Source organism: Enterobacter sp. BRE11, assembly GCF_031844285.1.
Taxonomy (GTDB): Bacteria; Pseudomonadota; Gammaproteobacteria; order Enterobacterales; family Enterobacteriaceae; genus Pantoea.
On the sequence record NZ_JAUZUX010000026.1, the window covers coordinates 1 to 18930 of the forward strand.

General features: G+C 59.4%; 12 protein-coding genes and 1 riboswitch. Of the genes, 6 read left to right on the top strand and 6 right to left on the bottom strand.

Translation table 11 applies throughout. The annotated features are described in order from the left end of the window. The first annotated feature begins 176 nt into the window (after positions 1-176). From metA to aceK, 4 genes are all read left to right on the top strand, one after another. Positions 177-1106, top strand: a complete 930-nt coding sequence (metA, locus tag Q9R34_RS20425; protein WP_434124136.1) for a homoserine O-succinyltransferase MetA — start codon at positions 177-179, stop codon at positions 1104-1106. A 266-nt stretch (positions 1107-1372) separates the two neighbouring features. Further along, positions 1373-2944, top strand: coding sequence for a malate synthase A (gene aceB, locus Q9R34_RS20430; protein WP_485896148.1), 1572 nt, complete (start codon positions 1373-1375; stop codon positions 2942-2944). A 16-nt stretch (positions 2945-2960) separates the two neighbouring features. Beyond that, positions 2961-4262, top strand: a complete 1302-nt coding sequence (aceA, locus tag Q9R34_RS20435; RefSeq protein WP_485896149.1) for an isocitrate lyase — start codon at positions 2961-2963, stop codon at positions 4260-4262. A gap of 57 nt (positions 4263-4319) precedes the next feature. Beyond that, positions 4320-6038 carry a bifunctional isocitrate dehydrogenase kinase/phosphatase gene (gene aceK, locus Q9R34_RS20440; RefSeq protein WP_485896151.1) on the top strand — a complete coding sequence of 573 codons (1719 nt, stop codon included), beginning with the start codon at positions 4320-4322 and terminating at the stop codon, positions 6036-6038. On the opposite strand, the gene iclR is transcribed toward aceK, so the two are convergent. After that, on the bottom strand, positions 6035-6862 hold the full coding sequence (iclR, locus tag Q9R34_RS20445) for a glyoxylate bypass operon transcriptional repressor IclR (RefSeq protein WP_485896153.1): 828 nt from the start codon (positions 6860-6862) through the stop codon (positions 6035-6037). The genes aceK and iclR overlap by 4 nt on opposite strands. A gap of 195 nt (positions 6863-7057) precedes the next feature. On the opposite strand from iclR, the gene metH reads away from it, so the two are divergent. Further along, positions 7058-10741 carry a methionine synthase gene (gene metH / locus Q9R34_RS20450; protein ID WP_485896155.1) on the top strand — a complete coding sequence of 1228 codons (3684 nt, stop codon included), beginning with the start codon at positions 7058-7060 and terminating at the stop codon, positions 10739-10741. Between the two features lie 124 nt (positions 10742-10865). Here metH and Q9R34_RS20455 read toward each other — a convergent pair whose 3' ends face one another. The 5 genes from Q9R34_RS20455 to pgi all read right to left on the bottom strand — a co-directional run bounded on the left by Q9R34_RS20455 (position 10866) and on the right by pgi (position 16818). Continuing rightward, the gene (locus Q9R34_RS20455; RefSeq protein WP_485896157.1) at positions 10866-12956 is read right to left on the bottom strand and encodes a YjbH domain-containing protein; all 2091 of its coding nucleotides are present in this window, start codon (positions 12954-12956) and stop codon (positions 10866-10868) included. After that, positions 12956-13693, bottom strand: coding sequence for a capsule biosynthesis GfcC D2 domain-containing protein (locus tag Q9R34_RS20460; protein WP_485896159.1), 738 nt, complete (start codon positions 13691-13693; stop codon positions 12956-12958). The genes Q9R34_RS20455 and Q9R34_RS20460 overlap by 1 nt, the downstream gene beginning before the upstream one ends. After that, on the bottom strand, positions 13690-14337 hold the full coding sequence (locus Q9R34_RS20465) for a YjbF family lipoprotein (protein WP_434124146.1): 648 nt from the start codon (positions 14335-14337) through the stop codon (positions 13690-13692). The genes Q9R34_RS20460 and Q9R34_RS20465 overlap by 4 nt, the downstream gene beginning before the upstream one ends. A 73-nt stretch (positions 14338-14410) precedes the next feature. Next, a complete protein-coding gene (gene yjbE, locus Q9R34_RS20470; protein WP_033749135.1) occupies positions 14411-14659 on the bottom strand; it encodes an exopolysaccharide production protein YjbE in 249 nt (82 codons plus the stop codon). A gap of 512 nt (positions 14660-15171) precedes the next feature. Further along, positions 15172-16818: a glucose-6-phosphate isomerase gene (pgi, locus tag Q9R34_RS20475; RefSeq protein WP_434124147.1), complete on the bottom strand. Its 1647-nt coding sequence runs from the start codon at positions 16816-16818 to the stop codon at positions 15172-15174. A 362-nt stretch (positions 16819-17180) separates the two neighbouring features. Further along, positions 17181-17373, top strand: a riboswitch (Lysine riboswitch). Between the two features lie 110 nt (positions 17374-17483). Here pgi and lysC point away from each other — a divergent pair. Then, the gene (gene lysC, locus Q9R34_RS20480; RefSeq protein WP_485896162.1) at positions 17484-18836 is read left to right on the top strand and encodes a lysine-sensitive aspartokinase 3; all 1353 of its coding nucleotides are present in this window, start codon (positions 17484-17486) and stop codon (positions 18834-18836) included. Positions 18837-18930: the final 94 nt, after the last annotated feature.

The following is an 18930-nucleotide window of genomic DNA, read 5'->3' on the forward strand; positions in this document are numbered from 1 at the left end:
TAATGCCTGACATCCTCACCTTACCGCCTCTTTTACCTTTACCCTCTTTTTTTTGCCGTTTAAAGCTGAAAGATTTTCATAAATCGCATGAAGACTCGACATCATCAGCCCGCCAGGCTATTGTTGGGCATCTGGATGTCTAAACGTATATACGGTTGTAAAGAGGAAAGTCGCACATGCCAATCAGGGTTCCCGACGAATTACCGGCAGTAAATTTCTTGCGTGAAGAGAATGTCTTTGTCATGACCTCGTCACGCGCCAGTGTTCAGGAAATCCGTCCGTTGAAAGTTCTGGTTCTCAATCTGATGCCAAAAAAAATTGAGACGGAAAACCAATTCCTGCGTCTGCTTTCTAACTCGCCTTTACAGATCGATATTCAGCTGCTGCGCATCGACAGCCGCGAATCGCGTAATACGCCAACAGAACATCTTAATAACTTCTACTGCAACTTTGACGATATCCAGCACGATAACTTCGACGGGCTGATCGTCACCGGTGCACCGCTGGGCCTGGTCGATTTCAACGACGTCGCCTACTGGCCGCAGATCCAGCGCGTGCTGCACTGGGCGAAAGAACACGTTACCTCGACGCTCTTTGTCTGCTGGGCGGTGCAGGCGGCGCTTAATATTCTCTACGGCATTCCCAAACAGACGCGGCAAAGCAAACTGTCGGGCGTCTATGAACATCAAATTTTGCATCCTCACGCGCTGCTGACGCGCGGTTTTGACGATAACTTTCTGGCGCCCCATTCGCGCTATGCTGATTTCCCGACGCAGCTCATCACCGATTACACCGATCTGGAACTGTTCGCCGAATCTGAACAGACCGGCGCCTATCTGATGGCCAGCAAGGACAAGCGTCTGGTCTTCGTCACCGGCCATCCAGAATATGACGCGCTGACCCTGTCAGGCGAATACCATCGGGACTACGAGGCGGGCCTGCAGCCGGAGGTACCGTTCAACTACTTCCCGCAGGACAATCCTGAGCTGCCGCCACGCGCCACCTGGCGCAGCCATGGCAATCTGCTGTTTTCTAACTGGCTGAACTATTACGTTTACCAGATTACGCCATTCGATCTGCGCCGCATGAATCCTACCCTCGAATAATCGTTTTCCTCGTTTGTCCTTACCGTGCCAGCTGTAAAGCTGTCACGGTTTTTTTATGCCTCTCTCTTTTTGAAAGCGCCTCTCTCTCTCTCAATAAAGAACTTTAATCGCACTTTAATCAGCTGGTTATGTGAGTTTTTGAATTAAAATGGAAATAGTTTTTGATTTTAAATTTAGCATGTATATGCTTGGATCCTGTAGCGCAAAAATTATCCTTTAACCGGATCGCTATGACAGGATCCGATCGGCGACAGGAGCGATCTCGCATGACCGACACGATAATTCATAGCGATCTTACCTTCACACAACCCTTCTCCCATGCGGAACAGCAGCTGCTAACCCCTGAGGCCCAGCGGTTCTTGCTTGAACTGGTCACGCATTTCTCCGCTGAGCGCGAAAGGCTGCTTGATCTCAGGCAGCAGCGCCAGCAGCGTTATGACGCTGGTCAGCTTCCCGACTTCGATATGGAAACCGCTTCCATTCGTGAAAGTGAATGGCGCATCGGCGCCATACCTGATGATCTGTTAGACAGGCGCGTGGAAATTACCGGGCCGCCCGAACGCAAAATGGTCATCAACGCTCTGAACGCTAACGTGAAAGTCTATATGGCGGATTTTGAAGACTCGCTGACGCCGCAGTGGGACAGGCTGATGGAGGGGCAGCAAACGCTGCGTGAGGCGGTAAACGGGACGCTCAGCTTTACCAGCGAAAGCGGAAAGATCTACCAGCTGCGCGCTGATCCTGCGGTGCTCATGTGCCGCGTGCGCGGTCTGCATCTGGATGAAAAACATGTGCAGTGGCAGGGCAAGGCGATCCCTGGCGGCTTGTTTGATTTCGCCCTCTACTTTTTTCACAACGCCGCCGCGCTGCTCAGCAAAGGTAGCGGACCTTACTTCTATCTGCCGAAAAGCGAAAGCTGGCAGGAAGCAGCATGGTGGCGCGAGATCTTTAACTTCGCTGAGGATCGCTTCCAGCTCCCGCGCGGCACCATAAAGGTCACGGTACTGATCGAAACCCTGCCAGCGGTATTCCAGATGGATGAGATCCTGTGGAACCTGCGCGACCATATTGTCGGCCTTAACTGCGGCCGCTGGGATTACATCTTCAGCTATATCAAAACGCTGCGTCAGCATGGCGACCGCATCCTGCCCGATCGACAGTCGATCACCATGGCGCAGCCTTTCCTGGATGCTTATTCGCGACTGCTGGTGAAAACCTGCCATCGTCGCGGCGCGTTCGCCATGGGCGGTATGTCGGCCTTAATCCCCGCCAAAGAACCCGCGCGCAACGAATGGGTGCTGCAGCGCGTGCGCGAAGATAAACAGCGTGAAGCGGATAACGGCCATGACGGCACCTGGATAGCCCATCCTGGACTGGCTGATACGGCAATGGCCGTCTTCGACGCCGCGCTCGGCGGGCGGCAAAACCAGCTCGACGTGCTGCGCGAAAAGGATGCGCCTGTCGACGCCGCACAGCTGCTGGCACCCTGCACAGGCGAACGCACCGAAGCGGGTATGCGCGCCAATATTCGCGTTGCGCTGCGTTATCTGGAGGCCTGGCTGAGCGGCAACGGCTGCGTACCGATCGACGGTCTGATGGAAGATGCCGCCACGGCGGAAATTGCTCGCACCTCCATCTGGCAGTGGATCCATCATCAGCAAACCCTGAGCGACGGCCAGCCTGTCAGTGCCGAAAGCTTTCTGCGCATGCTGGATGAAGAACGACGCCAGCTCAATGATGCGCGTTACGACAATGCGGCGCGGCTGATGACGCAAATCACCACTGAAGACGAACTGGTTTCATTTCTTACTCTGCCGGGCTATCGCCTGATCCCCTGAAAAAGGAGCCGTTGCCATGACTCGCACCCAACAGATTCAGCAGCTTGAACAAGCCTGGCGTGCACCGCGCTGGGAAGGTATTACACGCCCTTACAGCGCGGAAGAGGTGGTTAACCTACGCGGCTCGGTTAATCCGGCCTGCACGCTGGCGCAGCGCGGCGCGGAAAAGCTCTGGACGCTGCTCAACGGCGCAGCGCGCAAAGGCTATATTAACAGCCTCGGCGCACTCACCGGTGGCCAGGCGTTGCAGCAGGCGAAAGCGGGCATTGAAGCGATCTACCTTTCCGGCTGGCAGGTGGCGGCGGATGCCAATCTTGCCGGGCAGATGTATCCCGATCAGTCGCTCTATCCTGTGAATTCGGTGCCGGAAGTGGTACAGCGCATCAACCAGACTTTTCAGCGCGCCGATCAAATTCAGTGGGCGAGCGGCGCTGAACCGGGCGGTAAAGAGTACATCGACTATTTCCTGCCGATTGTCGCTGATGCCGAAGCGGGATTTGGCGGGGTGCTCAACGCGTTCGAGCTGATGAAAGCGATGATTAGCGCCGGCGCTGCAGCGGTGCATTTTGAAGATCAGCTGGCGGCGGTGAAAAAGTGCGGTCATATGGGCGGAAAGGTGCTGGTACCAACGCAGGAAGCGATACAGAAACTGGTGGCGGCACGGCTGGCGGCCGACGTAATGGATGTGCCGACCATTCTGTTAGCGCGCACCGACGCCGATGCGGCCGATCTGATTACCTCCGACTGTGACGAGTATGATCGGCCTTTTATTCGCGGCGATCGCACGGCGGAAGGTTTCTTTCGCACGCATGCGGGCATCGAGCAGGCGATTAGCCGCGGGCTGGCCTATGCGCCCTATGCTGATGTGCTGTGGTGCGAAACCTCGACGCCGGATCTGGGGCTGGCGCAGCGCTTCGCCACGGCTATTCACGCCCGCTATCCCGGCAAGCTGCTGGCTTATAACTGTTCACCCTCATTTAACTGGAAAAAGAACCTTGATGACCGCGCCATTGCCGGGTTTCAGCAGGCGCTGAGCGAGATGGGCTATCGCTTCCAGTTCATCACCCTGGCGGGCATTCACAGTATGTGGTTCAACATGTTCGACCTGGCGCACGCCTATGCCCAGGGCGAAGGCATGCGCCACTACGTCGAAAAGGTGCAGCAGCCGGAGTTTGCGGCGCGTAATAAAGGCTACAGCTTCTCATCTCATCAGCAGGAGGTCGGGACAGGCTACTTCGATCGGGTCACCACGCTGATCCAGGGCGGCCATTCGTCAGTGACGGCGCTGACCGGCTCGACCGAGCAGCACCAGTTTTAACCCCGTGTCAGATTGCCTGCCCAGCGCGTTTGGGCAGGCTTTTGTTGGGAGGTGACTGTGCCACCACGCGAATCCTTAATTGCTCATACCATCCTGCAAGGTTTCGACGCGCAGTATGGCCGCTTTCTTGATATTACCGCTGGCGCACAGCAGCGCTTCGAACGGGCAGACTGGCAGGCGGTACAGCAGGCGATGAAAACGCGCATCCACCTTTACGATAGCCACGTCGCGCTGGTGGTGGAACAGCTGCGCATACTCAACGGCGCGGCACACTGGGACGATGCGTTCTGGCTACAGGTTAAACGGGATTACGAAGCGCTGCTGCCGGACTATCCGCGCGCGGAAATCGCCGAAAGCTTTTTCAATTCGGTCTACTGCCGTCTGCATGGCCATACCCACCTGCAGCCGAAGCGGCTGTTTATCTTCTCGACCCAGCAGCGCGCCGCGCAGCCTGCAAGACCGCTGGCGCGTCGCTATCAGCCGCAGCACGGCTGGCAGGCGATGCTGGAGCAGGTGCTGCGCGATACCACGCTGACGCTGCCCTGGCAGGACCGCGCGCGCGACGCCCGCTACATCCTGCGCCATCTGCAACAGCATTTCAGGCTGGATGGCGGCTCGCTGGAGGTGGCCAGCGAGCTCTTTTTTCGTAATAAAACCGCGTGGATTGTGGCGCGTTTACACCTGCCGCACGCCATCTTTCCCTGTCTGCTACCGGTTCAGCGCACCGTCCAGGGCGAGCTGTGGATCGATACCTGCCTGACGGATGCTAACGACGCCAGCATCGTGTTCGGCTTTGCCCGCGCCTACTTTATGGTGCACGCGCCGGTGCCCGCTGCGCTGGTGGCGTGGCTCCAGCCGATTTTGCCAGGCAAAACGCTCTCTGAACGCTATATGGCTATCGGCTACCAGAAGCACGGCAAAACCGAAAGCTACCGCGACTATCTGCATGCGCTGGCGCACAGCGACGCGGCATTCGAAATAGCGCCCGGCGTGCGCGGCATGGTGATGCTGGTCTTTACGCTGCCGGGCTTTGATCGCGTCTTCAAGGTCATCCGCGATCGCTTTGCGCCGCAGAAAGAGGTGACGGAGGCGCAGGTGCGCGCCTGTTATCAGCAGGTCAAAGAGCACGACCGCGTCGGACGTATGGCGGACACGCTGGAGTTCGAGCAGTTTGCGCTGCCGCTGTCGCGTATCCCGCCTGCGCTGATGGCGGAGTTTCAGGCCAGCATTGCCACGAAGATGCATATCGACGGTGACCGCCTGATTATCCGCCATCTGTGGCTGGAACGGCGTATGCAGCCGCTCAACCTCTATCTGGCGCAGGCGAACAGCGAAGAGCGCCGTCACGCGGTTGAGGAGTATGGCAACGCCATCAAACAGCTGGCGGCGGCCAATATTTTTCCAGGGGATATGCTGTTTAAAAACTTCGGCATGACGCGGCATGGGCGCGTGGTGTTTTACGACTACGATGAAATCCGGTCCATGGATGAGCTGCACTTCCGCGACGTGCCGCAGGCGCGCTATGACGAAGACGAACTGAGCGCCGAACCCTGGTACAGCGTCGGCCCGGACGATGTCTTTCCTGAAACCTTCCGCTATGCGCTGTGCAGCGAGGCCGCGACCGGCGCGCTGCTGCAGCAGCTGCATCCTGAACTCTTTGATGCAGGCTGGTGGCGTGCGCAGCAGCAGCGCATCCGGCAGGGGCATGTGGAAGAAGTGATGGCCTGGCGCCAGGCGCAGCGCTTCAGCGTGCGCTACGCCCGCGCGCTGGCTTAGCGGCCGCTGTAGGCCAGCGTCACCTGACGCGCCTCGCGGATCACCAGCGCCCCCAGCTCGGTAATGCGATCGTCCGTCATACGCGCGATCGGCCCGGATATCGACAGGGCGGCAAAGGGCTCGCCGTGCTCGTCATAGATGGGCGCGGCAACGCAGCGCAGTCCCAGCGCATGCTCCTCATCGTCAAAGGCGAAGCCGCCTTTGCGCACCTGCGCCAGATTGGCCTTCAGGCTTTGCGGCGACATCAGGGTGTTGGGCGTGTAGTAATGCAGTCCTTTCTGGTGCAGCAGCGCGGTAACCTGCTCATCGCTCAGGTGCGCCAGAAAAGCCTTGCCCGCGCCTGAGGCGTGCATCGGCAGCTTGCCGCCAATCGGCGCCGACATGCGCATCAGCTGGGTGCACTGCACCTGATCGATAATCACCGCCTGATAATCGCTGAGATCCAGCACGGCCAGATTGACCGTTTCGCCCGAGGTTTCCATCAGCGTGCGCAGCACAGGATGAACCAGCGCCAGCAGATTTCGGCTCTGCAAAAAACTGCTGCCGACCACAAAGGCGTGCGCGCCAATCGTCCACAGGCCAAGATCGCCGGTCTGATGCACGAAGCCTTGCTGCTGCATCGTCGTCAGCAAACGGTGCGTGGTGGAGTTAGGCAATCCAGCCTGCTGCGCCAGTTCGGTCAGCGCCACGCTGCCGTGGGCATCGGCGATCAGCTCCAGCAGGTGCAGGCCGCGTTGCAGAGACTGCACCTGACCGCTGGCCGACGGCGCGGCGGGGGTGCCGCGCGGTTTTTTGCCGCGTTTAGCGGGAACGGGCGTTACCATTGAGGTATCTCCTTGCGCAAAGTGGAAATCATTTTCAGCTTAATTGGGCAATTTGCAAACCCGCGCGTTCTGGTCCGATCTGTTGCGCGATTTGCCTGAAAATGTCTCACCTGCTGCGGCTTTCTCCCCTGCGTAAGTTATGACAGTATGAGGCGCTGGCGTTTTAGCCAGTAAACTGAGCTAAACGAGGCAAGAGTGAGCAACAGAATCGAAGCGCTGCATCAGCAGCTCGCGCAACGCATCATGGTGCTGGACGGCGGCATGGGCACAATGATCCAGAGCTACAGGCTGGATGAGCAGGATTTTCGCGGCAGCCGCTTCGGCGACTGGCCCTGCGATCTCAAAGGCAACAACGATCTGCTGGTGCTCAGCAAGCCTGACGTGATCCGCGAGATCCACCACGCTTATCTGGAAGCGGGCGCCGATATTCTGGAAACCAATACTTTTAACGCCACCACCATTGCGATGGCGGATTACCAGATGGAAGCGCTTTCGGCGGAGATTAACGTCGAGGCTGCCCGACTGGCGCGCGCCTGCTGCGACGAGTGGACGGCGAAAACCCCCCATCGTCCGCGCTACGTCGCTGGCGTGCTCGGCCCAACCAACCGCACCTGCTCAATCTCGCCGGACGTCAACGATCCCGCTTACCGCAACGTCACCTTTAACCAGCTGGTAGACGCCTACCGCGAATCGACGCGCGCGCTGGTTAAAGGCGGCGCCGATCTCATCATGATCGAAACGGTATTTGACACGCTGAACGCCAAAGCGGCGATTTTCGCGGTGCAGACCGAAATGGAGGCGCTGGGCGTTAATCTGCCGCTGATGATCTCTGGCACCATTACCGACGCCTCTGGCCGTACGCTCTCCGGCCAGACCACGGAAGCGTTCTATAATTCACTGCGCCACGCCGAGCCGCTATCGTTCGGCCTCAACTGCGCGCTCGGGCCGGACGAACTGCGTCAGTATGTGGCGGAGCTGTCGCGCATCGCCGAGTGCTATGTCACCGCGCACCCGAACGCCGGACTCCCCAACGCCTTCGGTGAATACGATCTTGATGCCGACGTCATGGCCGATCAGATCGGCGAATGGGCGCGCGCCGGTTTTCTCAACATTATTGGCGGCTGCTGCGGCACCACGCCGCAGCATATCAGGGCGATGGCGGATATCGTCGCCGGGGTGGCGCCGCGCAAACTGCCTGAACTGCCGGTCGCCTGTCGTCTCTCCGGGCTTGAGCCGCTTAACATCAGCGGCGACACGCTGTTCGTCAACGTGGGCGAGCGCACCAACGTCACCGGCTCGGCCAAATTCAAGCGACTGATTAAAGAAGAGAAATATAACGAGGCGCTGGAAGTGGCGCTGCAGCAGGTGCAGAACGGCGCGCAGGTGATCGACATCAATATGGATGAGGGCATGCTCGACGCCGAAGCGGCGATGGTGCGCTTTCTTAACCTGATCGCCGGCGAGCCCGATATCGCACGGGTGCCGATTATGATCGACTCCTCAAAGTGGGAGGTGATTGAAAAGGGGCTGCAGTGCATCCAGGGCAAAGGCATCGTCAACTCGATCTCGATGAAAGAGGGCGAGGAGACCTTTATCCACCACGCGCGGCTGGTGCGCCGCTACGGCGCAGCGATGGTGGTGATGGCCTTCGACGAAGCGGGCCAGGCGGATACGCGCGCGCGCAAAATCGAGATCTGCCGCCGCGCCTATAACATTCTTACCGAGCAGGTCGGCTTCCCGCCGGAAGACATTATCTTCGACCCGAATATCTTTGCCGTCGCCACCGGCATCGAGGAGCACAACAACTACGCCATGGACTTTATCGGCGCCTGCGAGGACATCAAGCGCGAGCTGCCGCACGCGATGATCTCTGGCGGCGTCTCTAACGTCTCCTTCTCGTTTCGCGGCAACGATCCGGTGCGCGAAGCCATCCATGCCGTGTTCCTCTATTACGCCATTCGCAACGGCATGGATATGGGCATCGTTAACGCCGGTCAGCTGGCGATTTACGACGATCTGCCCGCCGAGCTGCGCGAGGCGGTCGAGGATGTCATCCTGAATCGTCGCGACGACGGCACCGAACGCCTGCTGGCGCTGGCGGAGCAGTATCGCACCAGTAAAGGCAACGGCGGCGAGGAGAGGCAGCAGGCGGAATGGCGCAGCTGGGATGTGGTTAAGCGTCTTGAATATTCGCTGGTAAAAGGCATCACCGAGTTTATTGAGCAGGACACCGAGGCGGCGCGCCAGGCGTCGGCGCGCCCGATTGAGGTGATTGAAGGTCCGCTAATGGCGGGCATGAACGTCGTGGGCGACCTGTTCGGTGAAGGGAAGATGTTTCTGCCGCAGGTGGTGAAGTCGGCGCGCGTGATGAAACAGGCGGTGGCTTATCTTGAACCCTATATTCAGGCCAGCAAAGAGGCGGGCCGCAGCAACGGCAAAATCGTGCTGGCGACGGTAAAAGGCGACGTGCACGACATCGGCAAGAATATCGTCGGCGTGGTGCTGCAGTGCAACAACTACGAGATTATTGACCTTGGCGTGATGGTGCCGAGCGACAAGATTCTGAAAACCGCCATCGAACAGAAAGCCGATATTATCGGGCTGTCGGGGCTGATTACGCCGTCGCTGGATGAGATGGTTAACGTTGCCAAAGAGATGGAGCGTCAGGGCTTTACGCTGCCGCTGCTGATTGGCGGTGCCACCACCTCAAAGGCGCACACCGCCGTGAAGATCGAGCAGAACTACAGCGGGCCGACGGTCTACGTGCAGAACGCCTCGCGCACCGTGGGCGTGGTGTCGTCGCTGCTCTCCTCGACGCTGAAAGAGGATTTTGTGGCGCGCATGCGCAAGGAGTACGAAACCGTGCGCATCCAGCACGCGCGTAAGAAACCGCGCACGCCGCCGGTTTCGCTGCAGGCTGCGCGCGACAATGCGGTCGCCATTGACTGGGAAGGCTATACGCCGCCGGTGGCGCACCGTCTCGGCGTCAGTGAGATAGCGGTCGGCATCGATACGCTGCGCAACTACATCGACTGGACGCCATTCTTTATGACCTGGTCGCTGGCGGGCAAGTATCCGCGCATTCTGGAGGATGAGGTGGTTGGCGAAGAGGCAAAACGTCTGTTTGCCGACGCCAACGGGATGCTGGACAGGCTGAGCGCGCAAAAAGCGCTGACGCCACGCGGCGTAGTAGGCATTTTCCCGGCTAACCGCGTCGGCGACGATATTGAGATTTATCGCGACGAGAGCCGCCGCGAGGTGGTTGCTGTCAGTCATCATCTGCGCCAGCAGACGGAGAAGAGCGATTTTCCCAACTACTGTCTGGCCGATTATGTCGCGCCGAAAGGGAGCGGCAAGGCGGACTATCTGGGCGCCTTCGCCGTGACCGGCGGCCTGGAAGAGGATGCGCTGGCGGAGGCGTATGACGCGCAGCACGACGACTACAACAAAATCATGGTGAAAGCGGTGGCCGATCGGCTGGCGGAAGCCTTCGCCGAGTATCTGCACGAGCGGGTGCGTAAGGTGATCTGGGGCTTTGCCGCCCATGAGAACCTCAGCAACGAAGAGCTGATCCGCGAAAATTATCAGGGCATTCGTCCCGCGCCGGGCTATCCCGCCTGTCCGGAACATACCGAGAAAGCGGCGATCTGGCAGCTGCTGGATGTGGAAACCCACACCGGCATGAAGCTCACCGAATCCTTCGCCATGTGGCCGGGCGCGTCGGTGTCAGGCTGGTACTTCAGTCATTCCGATAGCCGCTACTTCGCGGTGGCGCAGATCCAGCGCGATCAGGTCGAGGATTATGCGGCGCGTAAGGGCATGGCGGTGAGCGAGGTTGAGCGCTGGCTGGCGCCGAATTTAGGGTATGACGCGGATTAAAACCACGGACAGCTTCGAAAGTTAAAAGGCAGGTGGCGCGGGCCGAACGAGCAGGAATGCCTTGAATGACTTTGCGATCTGCATTGACCAATAACAAAGGCGGCCATCAGGCCGCCTTTGTTCATCAATTGAAACGCGCGTCGCGATCTGACGTCAGGTCATACAGCTGATACTTGCGTCCCAGCATTTGCCCGCCGTCACGCGTCAGCGGCACCCAGTTCACCTGCGCGCGGCCGCGCGTTGGCGTCACGGTAAAGAGATCCATCGGAATCGACAGGTAGAAACCTTTGGTGAAATCCCCTTCGCCATACTGTTCCGACGACACGTTGGTTTTGGTGGCATAGACGCCCACCATCACGCCGCTGTCGAAGCGCTTCGACACGTCGAGCGTCACGCCTTTGTCTTTGGCCAGATATTGCCCGACGCTCGCCTTCACCAGCAGATCCTGCATAAACCACGGACGCCAGTACGCCGTTACATGGCCGGTCGGCGCCTTGTAGTTGGTGAACTGCATCATGTTGTCCCAGTCGCGCTGGCGCACGTAGTTGGCGTCGACGCCAACGGCCCAGTTGCTGTCGATCGGCCGGTAGAGCATCTCGCCGCCGACGCCGCCGTACATGGTCTCCAGGTAACCGCCGTACATCTGGCCGTAGAAGCCGTTGCCGAGGTAACCCATGTAGTTGGCCTGCAGATCGTTAACGTAGACATTGTTCTCAACGTAGTCACGAATATGGGTGCGGACGCGCGGCAGCGTCGAGTCAGAGGGTGCGCCGTTGTAGTTGAACTTGTCGTAGTTATTGGCGAGGTTGCCGAACAGGCTGCCGCCCACCAGCAGATGATCGGTAAACCAGTAATCCAGGTTGCCCATCACGCCGACCTGATACATGTAAAAGCTTTCCGGGCCGCCGACTGACTGGTTCAGCACCGGGGACAGGCTGTAGTTGAGGCGCTCTTTACGAATAAAGAAGCCTTGCTCAGTCTCGCCTGCATCCACCGGGTTCTCGCGCGTCTGGCGCAGCGGCTGCTCCTGGCCGAGCGGATAGCCAGCCAGCTCATTGCGCAGGCTGCTGACGTCGGTGCGCGTCGTGACCTGCGGCATATTGAAGCGCGACTCGGTCACCTCGATCGTGTCGATGCCCGCCGGCAGGTTATTCATAATGATGCGGTTGGCGCGATCGACCCCTTCGCGCGTATCGCGATATTTGGTCTGCTCGCCGGAGACGAAGAGCGTGCTGCCTCGGGTCTGAATGCGCGGCCCGCTCAGTCCGGCGTTGTACTTCAGATCGCTCAGCTGGCTGGCGACCACGGTCGGCTCCAGCATGCGCTCCTGCGGCTGAGGACGGTAGGCGGGCTTCGCGCTGTCGATATGCGTCTGGCGCAGATCGTTGAAGTTGGTGCGCACCGTCACGCCGAACATAAAGGTGTTGCCGCGCTCGTAGCTGGCGTTGATATCGGCCCAGTCGGTAACGCGATAAATCGCGCCGACGTTGACCTTGCTGCGCTGTTCGAGCCTGCCGGCGAAGTCATCCTGATAGTCGTTGCCTTCATACTCCAGCTTGAGGCGCAGCGGCTGCCACGGCGTCTGATACTCCACGCCGCCAAACAGCGCCGACGGGCCGTGAAACATCTGCGAGCCGTTGATCGAACCCGCCTCGCCGACGCCGGGCCGCTGGCAGTAGCTGTCGCTGTAGGAGCAGAAGGGGTTTTTTACCGTGCCGCTATTGCCGAGATAGCCCCAGCCGAGCCCGAGCGTAAAGTCGAAGGGGCCCCAGGCTTTGCTCGCCACCAGATATTCGCTGTCGAACAGGCCGGTGCCGCCGAGATCGCGCGAGCCTAAAGCGATCTCCGGCAGCCAGTAGCTCTCTTTCAGCAGGCGCAGCTTGAGGTCGAACGCCTTGTCTTTGTAGCTCTGGTTGCCGCTGAAGCTCTCCACGGCGCTATAGCGTCGCGTGCGCACGTCGGTATAGCGCACTGTCGTCTCCAGCCAGGGCAGCAGCTGCAGCGAGGCGGAGTAGTAGCGATACTGATCGTTGTCGCGGAAGTTCAGGCTGAACTCGCCCTCACGCGCCATGCGCGCGGTCGGCACCTGCAACAGGCCGACGCCGCCGAAGTCAGACTGCGACGGGCCCACCGGATCGGGAAAGGTTTCGGCCTGCGCCTGGCATGCGGCGGCCACGGAAACAGCCAGCAGGCTGAAAAGAAGTCGTTTATTCATCACTCTGGCACCCGGTGAGTCAGAACAGAAATCATGCGCTGGTTCAAATCGCCATACGCGTCAGGCAGGCTCCAGGAGGAGAATCCCAGCCAGATAATGCTGCCGGGCGCGACTTCCCGGTGGCGCTGATTCCAGTAGGCCACCGGCACGCGCTGCGTTTCGCCGGAGGGGGCGATCACCGTGGCGTAGCTCTTCTCTGCGCCGGAAAGAGGCGGATGCTGCGCCAGATAGCCGCGCACCGTCTGGCCCGGCTGCCAGCTGACTCTGCCTGCGCCGCTCAGCGCACCCAGCAGCCATACGCTGTCGGACGGCGGCGTCAGCCAGAGGTCGTAGCGGCCCTCCAGGCGACGGTTGCTCTCGGGGTGAAGGCGGATCTGGTCGGGGTCGAGCGAGACGAACTGGCGACCAGCAACCTTGACGGCGCTGAGCTGGCGCAGCACCTCGCCGATAGCGGCGGCGCGATCGCCGCTGCTCTGCGCCTGCCAGGCGCGCAGATCGGCCAGCGTCTGCTGTTGCTGGCGCTGTGCAGCCGCGCTGGCGTGTCGCTCCGCGATCGCCGCGCCGCGCCACCAGACGGCCTCCATCAGCGCAGGCTGCGTGGTAAGCTGCGCCAGATCCTGCACGTTTTCGAGCGTGGCGCTGCCTTGCGCGCTATGCACCGTCACCTGACCCGCCGCCCATGCGGCGCTGCTGCCGGCCAGCATCAGGGCGGCCAGCAAAGAGAGTGTTGTTTTCATGATTTCGCCGGCTTCAGAAGGGTGGTGGCAACAGGGAAGGCGTCCGCAGCCAGCATCTGGCGCGCCTGCACCACATCGCCGCTGCTGTTATCGATCCAGAAGGTGTTCTCCCACGCGCGGCCGGTGGCCTCGATGCGCGCCTGCTCGATCCAGACGCGGCAGGGAACGCGGCGGCCCGCCAGCGTCAGCACCTCGTCAGCGCCGCGCGTAAAGCGCGAACTCACCGTCGCGGCGCGCGTCTCGCCGTGTTCGGTCCACTGCGCGATGCGCGTCCAGCTGGCGCCGTCGCGCAGATGGAGCGCATCCGCCAGCGGATCCTGCGGCAGATTGCTCACTTCCTGCAGGTTATCCGGCAGGCCGAGCGTTTTCACCAGGCGACCATGCCGGGTCACCAGCATGGCGTTGTCCTGCGTGATCCACTTCTGCTGGCCATTTTCGTTATAGCCCAGCACCACGAAAATCTGCGGGCCTTCATTAATTCGCGCGTAGAGGCTGGCGTAGGGCAAATCGGCGATCTGCTGGTCGGTTTTAATCACGTCATCGGGGCCGGAAACCGCCATCATGACGGTCTGTTCCAGCCCTTTTTGCGTCTGCGTGCAGGCCTGCAGCAGCAGGCAAGCCAGCAACAAAGGAAGTTGGCGCACTGTGTGTCCCTGTAAAAGAAGCCAAAGCAAAAAATAACCACACGGCTGTGTGGTTATGTTTAAAGGTGCTACGTCAACGAGTGGTGCTCGTTGTGGTCGTGGTTGTTGTACCGGTATTCGCGCCGTCACCACCGCCAGAAGCGGCAATGCCGACACCGACTAATGCACCGAGCGCGCCGATACCGACAGCGGTTGAGGTGCCGGCGGAGATTGCTCCCGCCTGCGCGCCCGCTGCGGCACCCGCTTCTTCCGGGGCGGCAAAAGCCACGGAATGCGCTGCGACGTATAGTACGGCTGCTCCGGCAACCATGATTTTTTTCATACAGCTTGTCCTGCATTGAGTGAATGAAGGATATGCCCGTTACGGGCGCGTTCAGTATAGGGCAACAAATTACCAGAGTTCAGCGCGGGAAAAAGCGGTTGGAAAGGGCGGTTTATTTTGGCCAAAAAGAGGGCCAGACAGCGATAACCCCCTTTTTATTAGCATGATTTGACTGAAGTCAGAATTTATTGCTGGTGGAAAATTAAATGCAAAGCGTTTTACGCTTTTTTATTAATGGCTGGACCGAAAACGGTATTATCAGATTTTGCCGGAGTGCCTGGAAATTAAATTTCTTTAAAAAACAGCGTTTAAGCAAAGAGTAGTGGACGAGTAAGGGCCATTTAAAACGCGAGAAAAGAGGTATTTCCCGCGTCAGCTTCAGAGGAATCTCAGCGTAATTTAAGAATTATCCCGTCTGCACTGCGCATATTTTCTGCGCCAGTGTGGTTATTTTGTTCGCTGTAGTAAAAAAAAGGCGACCTCGCGGTCGCCTTTACCCAATTCAGCGCTTATTAACGCCAGGATTTATAGCGATTAATTAAGCCATTAGTGGAACTGTCGTGGCTGGTAATATCGGCGCTGCTTTCCAGCTCCGGCAGAATACGGTTAGCCAGCTGCTTGCCTAACTCAACGCCCCACTGATCGAAGGTGAAGATATTCAGGATCGCGCCCTGCGTGAAGATCTTGTGCTCGTAAAGCGCAATCAGCGCGCCAAGGCTATAGGGGGTGATCTCGCGCAGCAGGATGGAGTTGGTCGGGCGATTGCCTTCAAACACCTTGAACGGCACGATATGTGCGACAGACTCGGCAGACTTGCCGGCGTCGGTAAACTCTTTCTCTACCACGTCGCGCGACTTACCGAACGCCAGCGCTTCGGTCTGGGCGAAGAAGTTAGAGAGCAGTTTCTGGTGGTGATCCGCCAGCGCGTTGTGGGTAATGGCTGGCGCGATAAAGTCGCACGGTACCAGCTTGGTGCCCTGATGGATCAGCTGGTAGAACGCATGCTGGCCATTGGTGCCCGGCTCGCCCCAGATAATCGGGCCGGTCTGGTAATCTACCGGGTTACCGTCGCGATCGACGTACTTGCCGTTAGACTCCATATTGCCCTGCTGGAAGTAGGCCGCGAAGCGGTGCATGTACTGATCGTAAGGCAGGATCGCTTCGGTCTCGGCGCCGAAGAAGTTGTTGTACCAGATGCCGATCAGCGCCAGCAGCACCGGCAGGTTCTGCTCGGCTGGCGTGGTGGAGAAGTGCTGGTCCATGGCATGCGCGCCGCTCAGCAGCTGCTCGAAGTTGTCGAAGCCGATAGAGAGGATAATTGACAGGCCGATGGCTGACCAGAGCGAGTAGCGACCGCCGACCCAGTCCCAGAACTCAAACATATTGGCAGTATCGATGCCGAATTCGCCCACCGCTTTCGCATTGGTGGAGAGCGCGGCGAAATGTTTCGCCACATGCTGCCGATCGCCGGCGGTTTTCAGAAACCAGTCGCGCGCGCTGTGGGCGTTGGTCATGGTTTCCTGGGTGGTGAAGGTTTTCGACGCCACCAGGAACAGCGTGGTTTCCGGGCTGAGATCTTTCAGGGTTTCCGCGATATGCGTGCCGTCCACGTTGGAGACGAAGTGCATATTGAGGTGGTTCTTATAGGGGCGCAGCGCCTCCGTTACCATAAACGGACCCAGATCCGATCCGCCGATGCCGATATTCACCACGTCGGTGATCGCTTTGCCGGTATAGCCTTTCCACTCGCCGCTGATAATACGCTCGGAGAAGTGCTTCATCTTCTCCAGCACCGCGTTCACTTCCGGCATTACATCTTTGCCGTCTACCAGAATCGGCGTATTGCTGCGGTTGCGCAGCGCGACGTGCAGCACGGCGCGATCTTCGGTGCGGTTGATCTTCTCGCCAGAGAACATCGATTTAATCGCACCGCTCAGGTCGGTCTCTTTCGCCAGCGCCTGCAGCTTGTCCAGCGTCTCCTGGGTAATGCGGTTTTTCGAAAAATCCACCAGCATCTGGTCGTCAAAGGTGGCGGAGAATGTAGCAAAACGATCGGCATCCTGGGCGAACAGCTCGGCGATAGTCACCGATTTCATCTGTTCAAAATGCTGTTGCAGCGCTTTCCAGGCTGCGGTTTGGGTCGGATTGATATTTTTCATGGCAACACTCTTGTTGATTTAAGAACCGTCATTCCATCGTGGGTAACCACACCCTATAGCGTTTCAGTATGACAATAGTGTCCGCTGAAAGGAAAAATTTTGTCGGCGGCGTCACCTTTGCAGCAGGCGGCAGCAGATCGCGCGCCGGAAAGCGTGCGCCGTTTTAGCCAGTCGCCGCGGGCGATGTTCAGTTCAGTCGGCGCGTATTGTGCCGTGAATGGCGCTGCTGAACCTTGTGCCGAATCAGAATAAACCGGTCTGAAGAGGGCCATTTAGCGCTGCGGGCGCAGCAAATCGCCGACAGACGTAGACAGCAACCTTATGACCCGGTATTTTTATGCGGCTACTTGCGCACCCGTGCGCAAGCCAGAAGAGGCGCGTCGCCCAGGCAGTGTGTTGGAGGAACCGTATCCGGGGATAACACATCAGGGGGAGCGACGCCGAGGTGGTCAACACACGGAGTGTTGCCTGTCGGCTGCAGGGGCTGAATCCCCTGGGTTGTCACCAGAGGCGTCCACAGTCGGTCGCTTCGCAAGGTGAAGTGCTTCTGGGTGACTCGTCTCCTGATCTTGTCTGCCCAATTCTGCTCTTCCCTTGTGCCAAGGCTGATACAATGTCTCCCGTCCCATAAACGCGGGAGAAGATAACCTGACACGAGGTCGTACATGTCTCAAACTCTGATCGTGGCGAAATTCGGCGGCACCAGCGTTGCCGATTTCGATGCTATGAACCGCAGCGCCGATGTGGTGCTGGCCAATGCCAACACGCGTCTGGTGGTGCTCTCCGCCTCGGCGGGCGTGACCAACCTGCTGGTTTCGCTGGCGGAAGGCCAGGAGCAGGCGCAGCGCGCTTACCTGCTGGACGAAATTCGCCGCATCCAGTATGCGATTGTCGAACGCCTGCAAAATCCGGCCGTTATCCGTGATGAAATCGACCGCATGCTCGAAAACATCACCATGCTTTCCGACGCCGCCTCGCTGGCGACCTCCAACGCGCTTACCGATGAACTGGTCAGCCACGGCGAGCTGATGTCCACGCTGCTGTTCGTGGAGATCCTGCGCGAGCGTCAGGTTGAGGCGGAGTGGTTCGACGTGCGTAAAGTGATGCGCACCAATGACCGTTTCGGCCGCGCCGAGCCGGAAATCGCGACGCTGGCCGAACAGGCCGCCGCGCTGCTGACGCCGCGTCTGGCGCAGTCGCTGGTGATTACCCAGGGCTTTATCGGCAGCGAGCAAAAGGGCCGCACAACCACGCTGGGACGCGGCGGCAGCGACTATACCGCCGCGCTGCTCGGCGAGGCGCTGAAAGCGGCGCGCGTCGATATCTGGACCGACGTGGCGGGCATCTACACCACCGACCCGCGCGTGGTGCCGTCCGCGAAGCGTATCGACGACATCACCTTTGAAGAGGCGACCGAAATGGCGATCTTCGGCGCTAAGGTGCTGCATCCGGCGACGCTGCTGCCGGCGGTGCGCAGCGACATTCCTGTGTTTGTCGGCTCAAGCAAAGATCCCGCCGCCGGCGGCACGCGCGTGCATCGCGAAACCGCCAACCCGCCGCTGTTCCGCGCGTTGGCGCTGCGTCGTCGCCAGACGCTGCTGACGCTGCACAGCCTGAACATGCTGCACTCGCGCGGCTTCCTCGTCGAAGTGTTCACTATTCTGGCGCGCCATAATATCTCCGTGGATCTGATTACCACCTCGGAAGTGAGCGTGGCGCTGACGCTCGACACCACCGGCTCGACCTCCACCGGCGACAGCCTGCTGACCCAGGCGCTGCTGACGGAGCTGTCGTCACTTTGCCGCGTTGAAGTAGAAGAGAACCTGGCGCTGGTGGCGCTCATCGGCAACAACCTTTCCCGAGCGCGCGGCGTTGGCAAAGAGGTGTTCGGCACGCTTGAGCCGTTTAACCTGCGCCTGATCTGCTACGGCGCCAGCAGCTACAACCTCTGTTTCCTGGTGCCGGGCGAAGATGCAGAAAGCGTGGTGCGCGCGCTGCATAAAAACCTGTTCGAGTAAGGATCTGCCCGGCCGGATCGGATCCGGCTGGTGCGATCGACCGCTTTTTTGCGTAAAAGCCAGCGTATTGCTGGCCCTGTCTGGCGGATCGGCA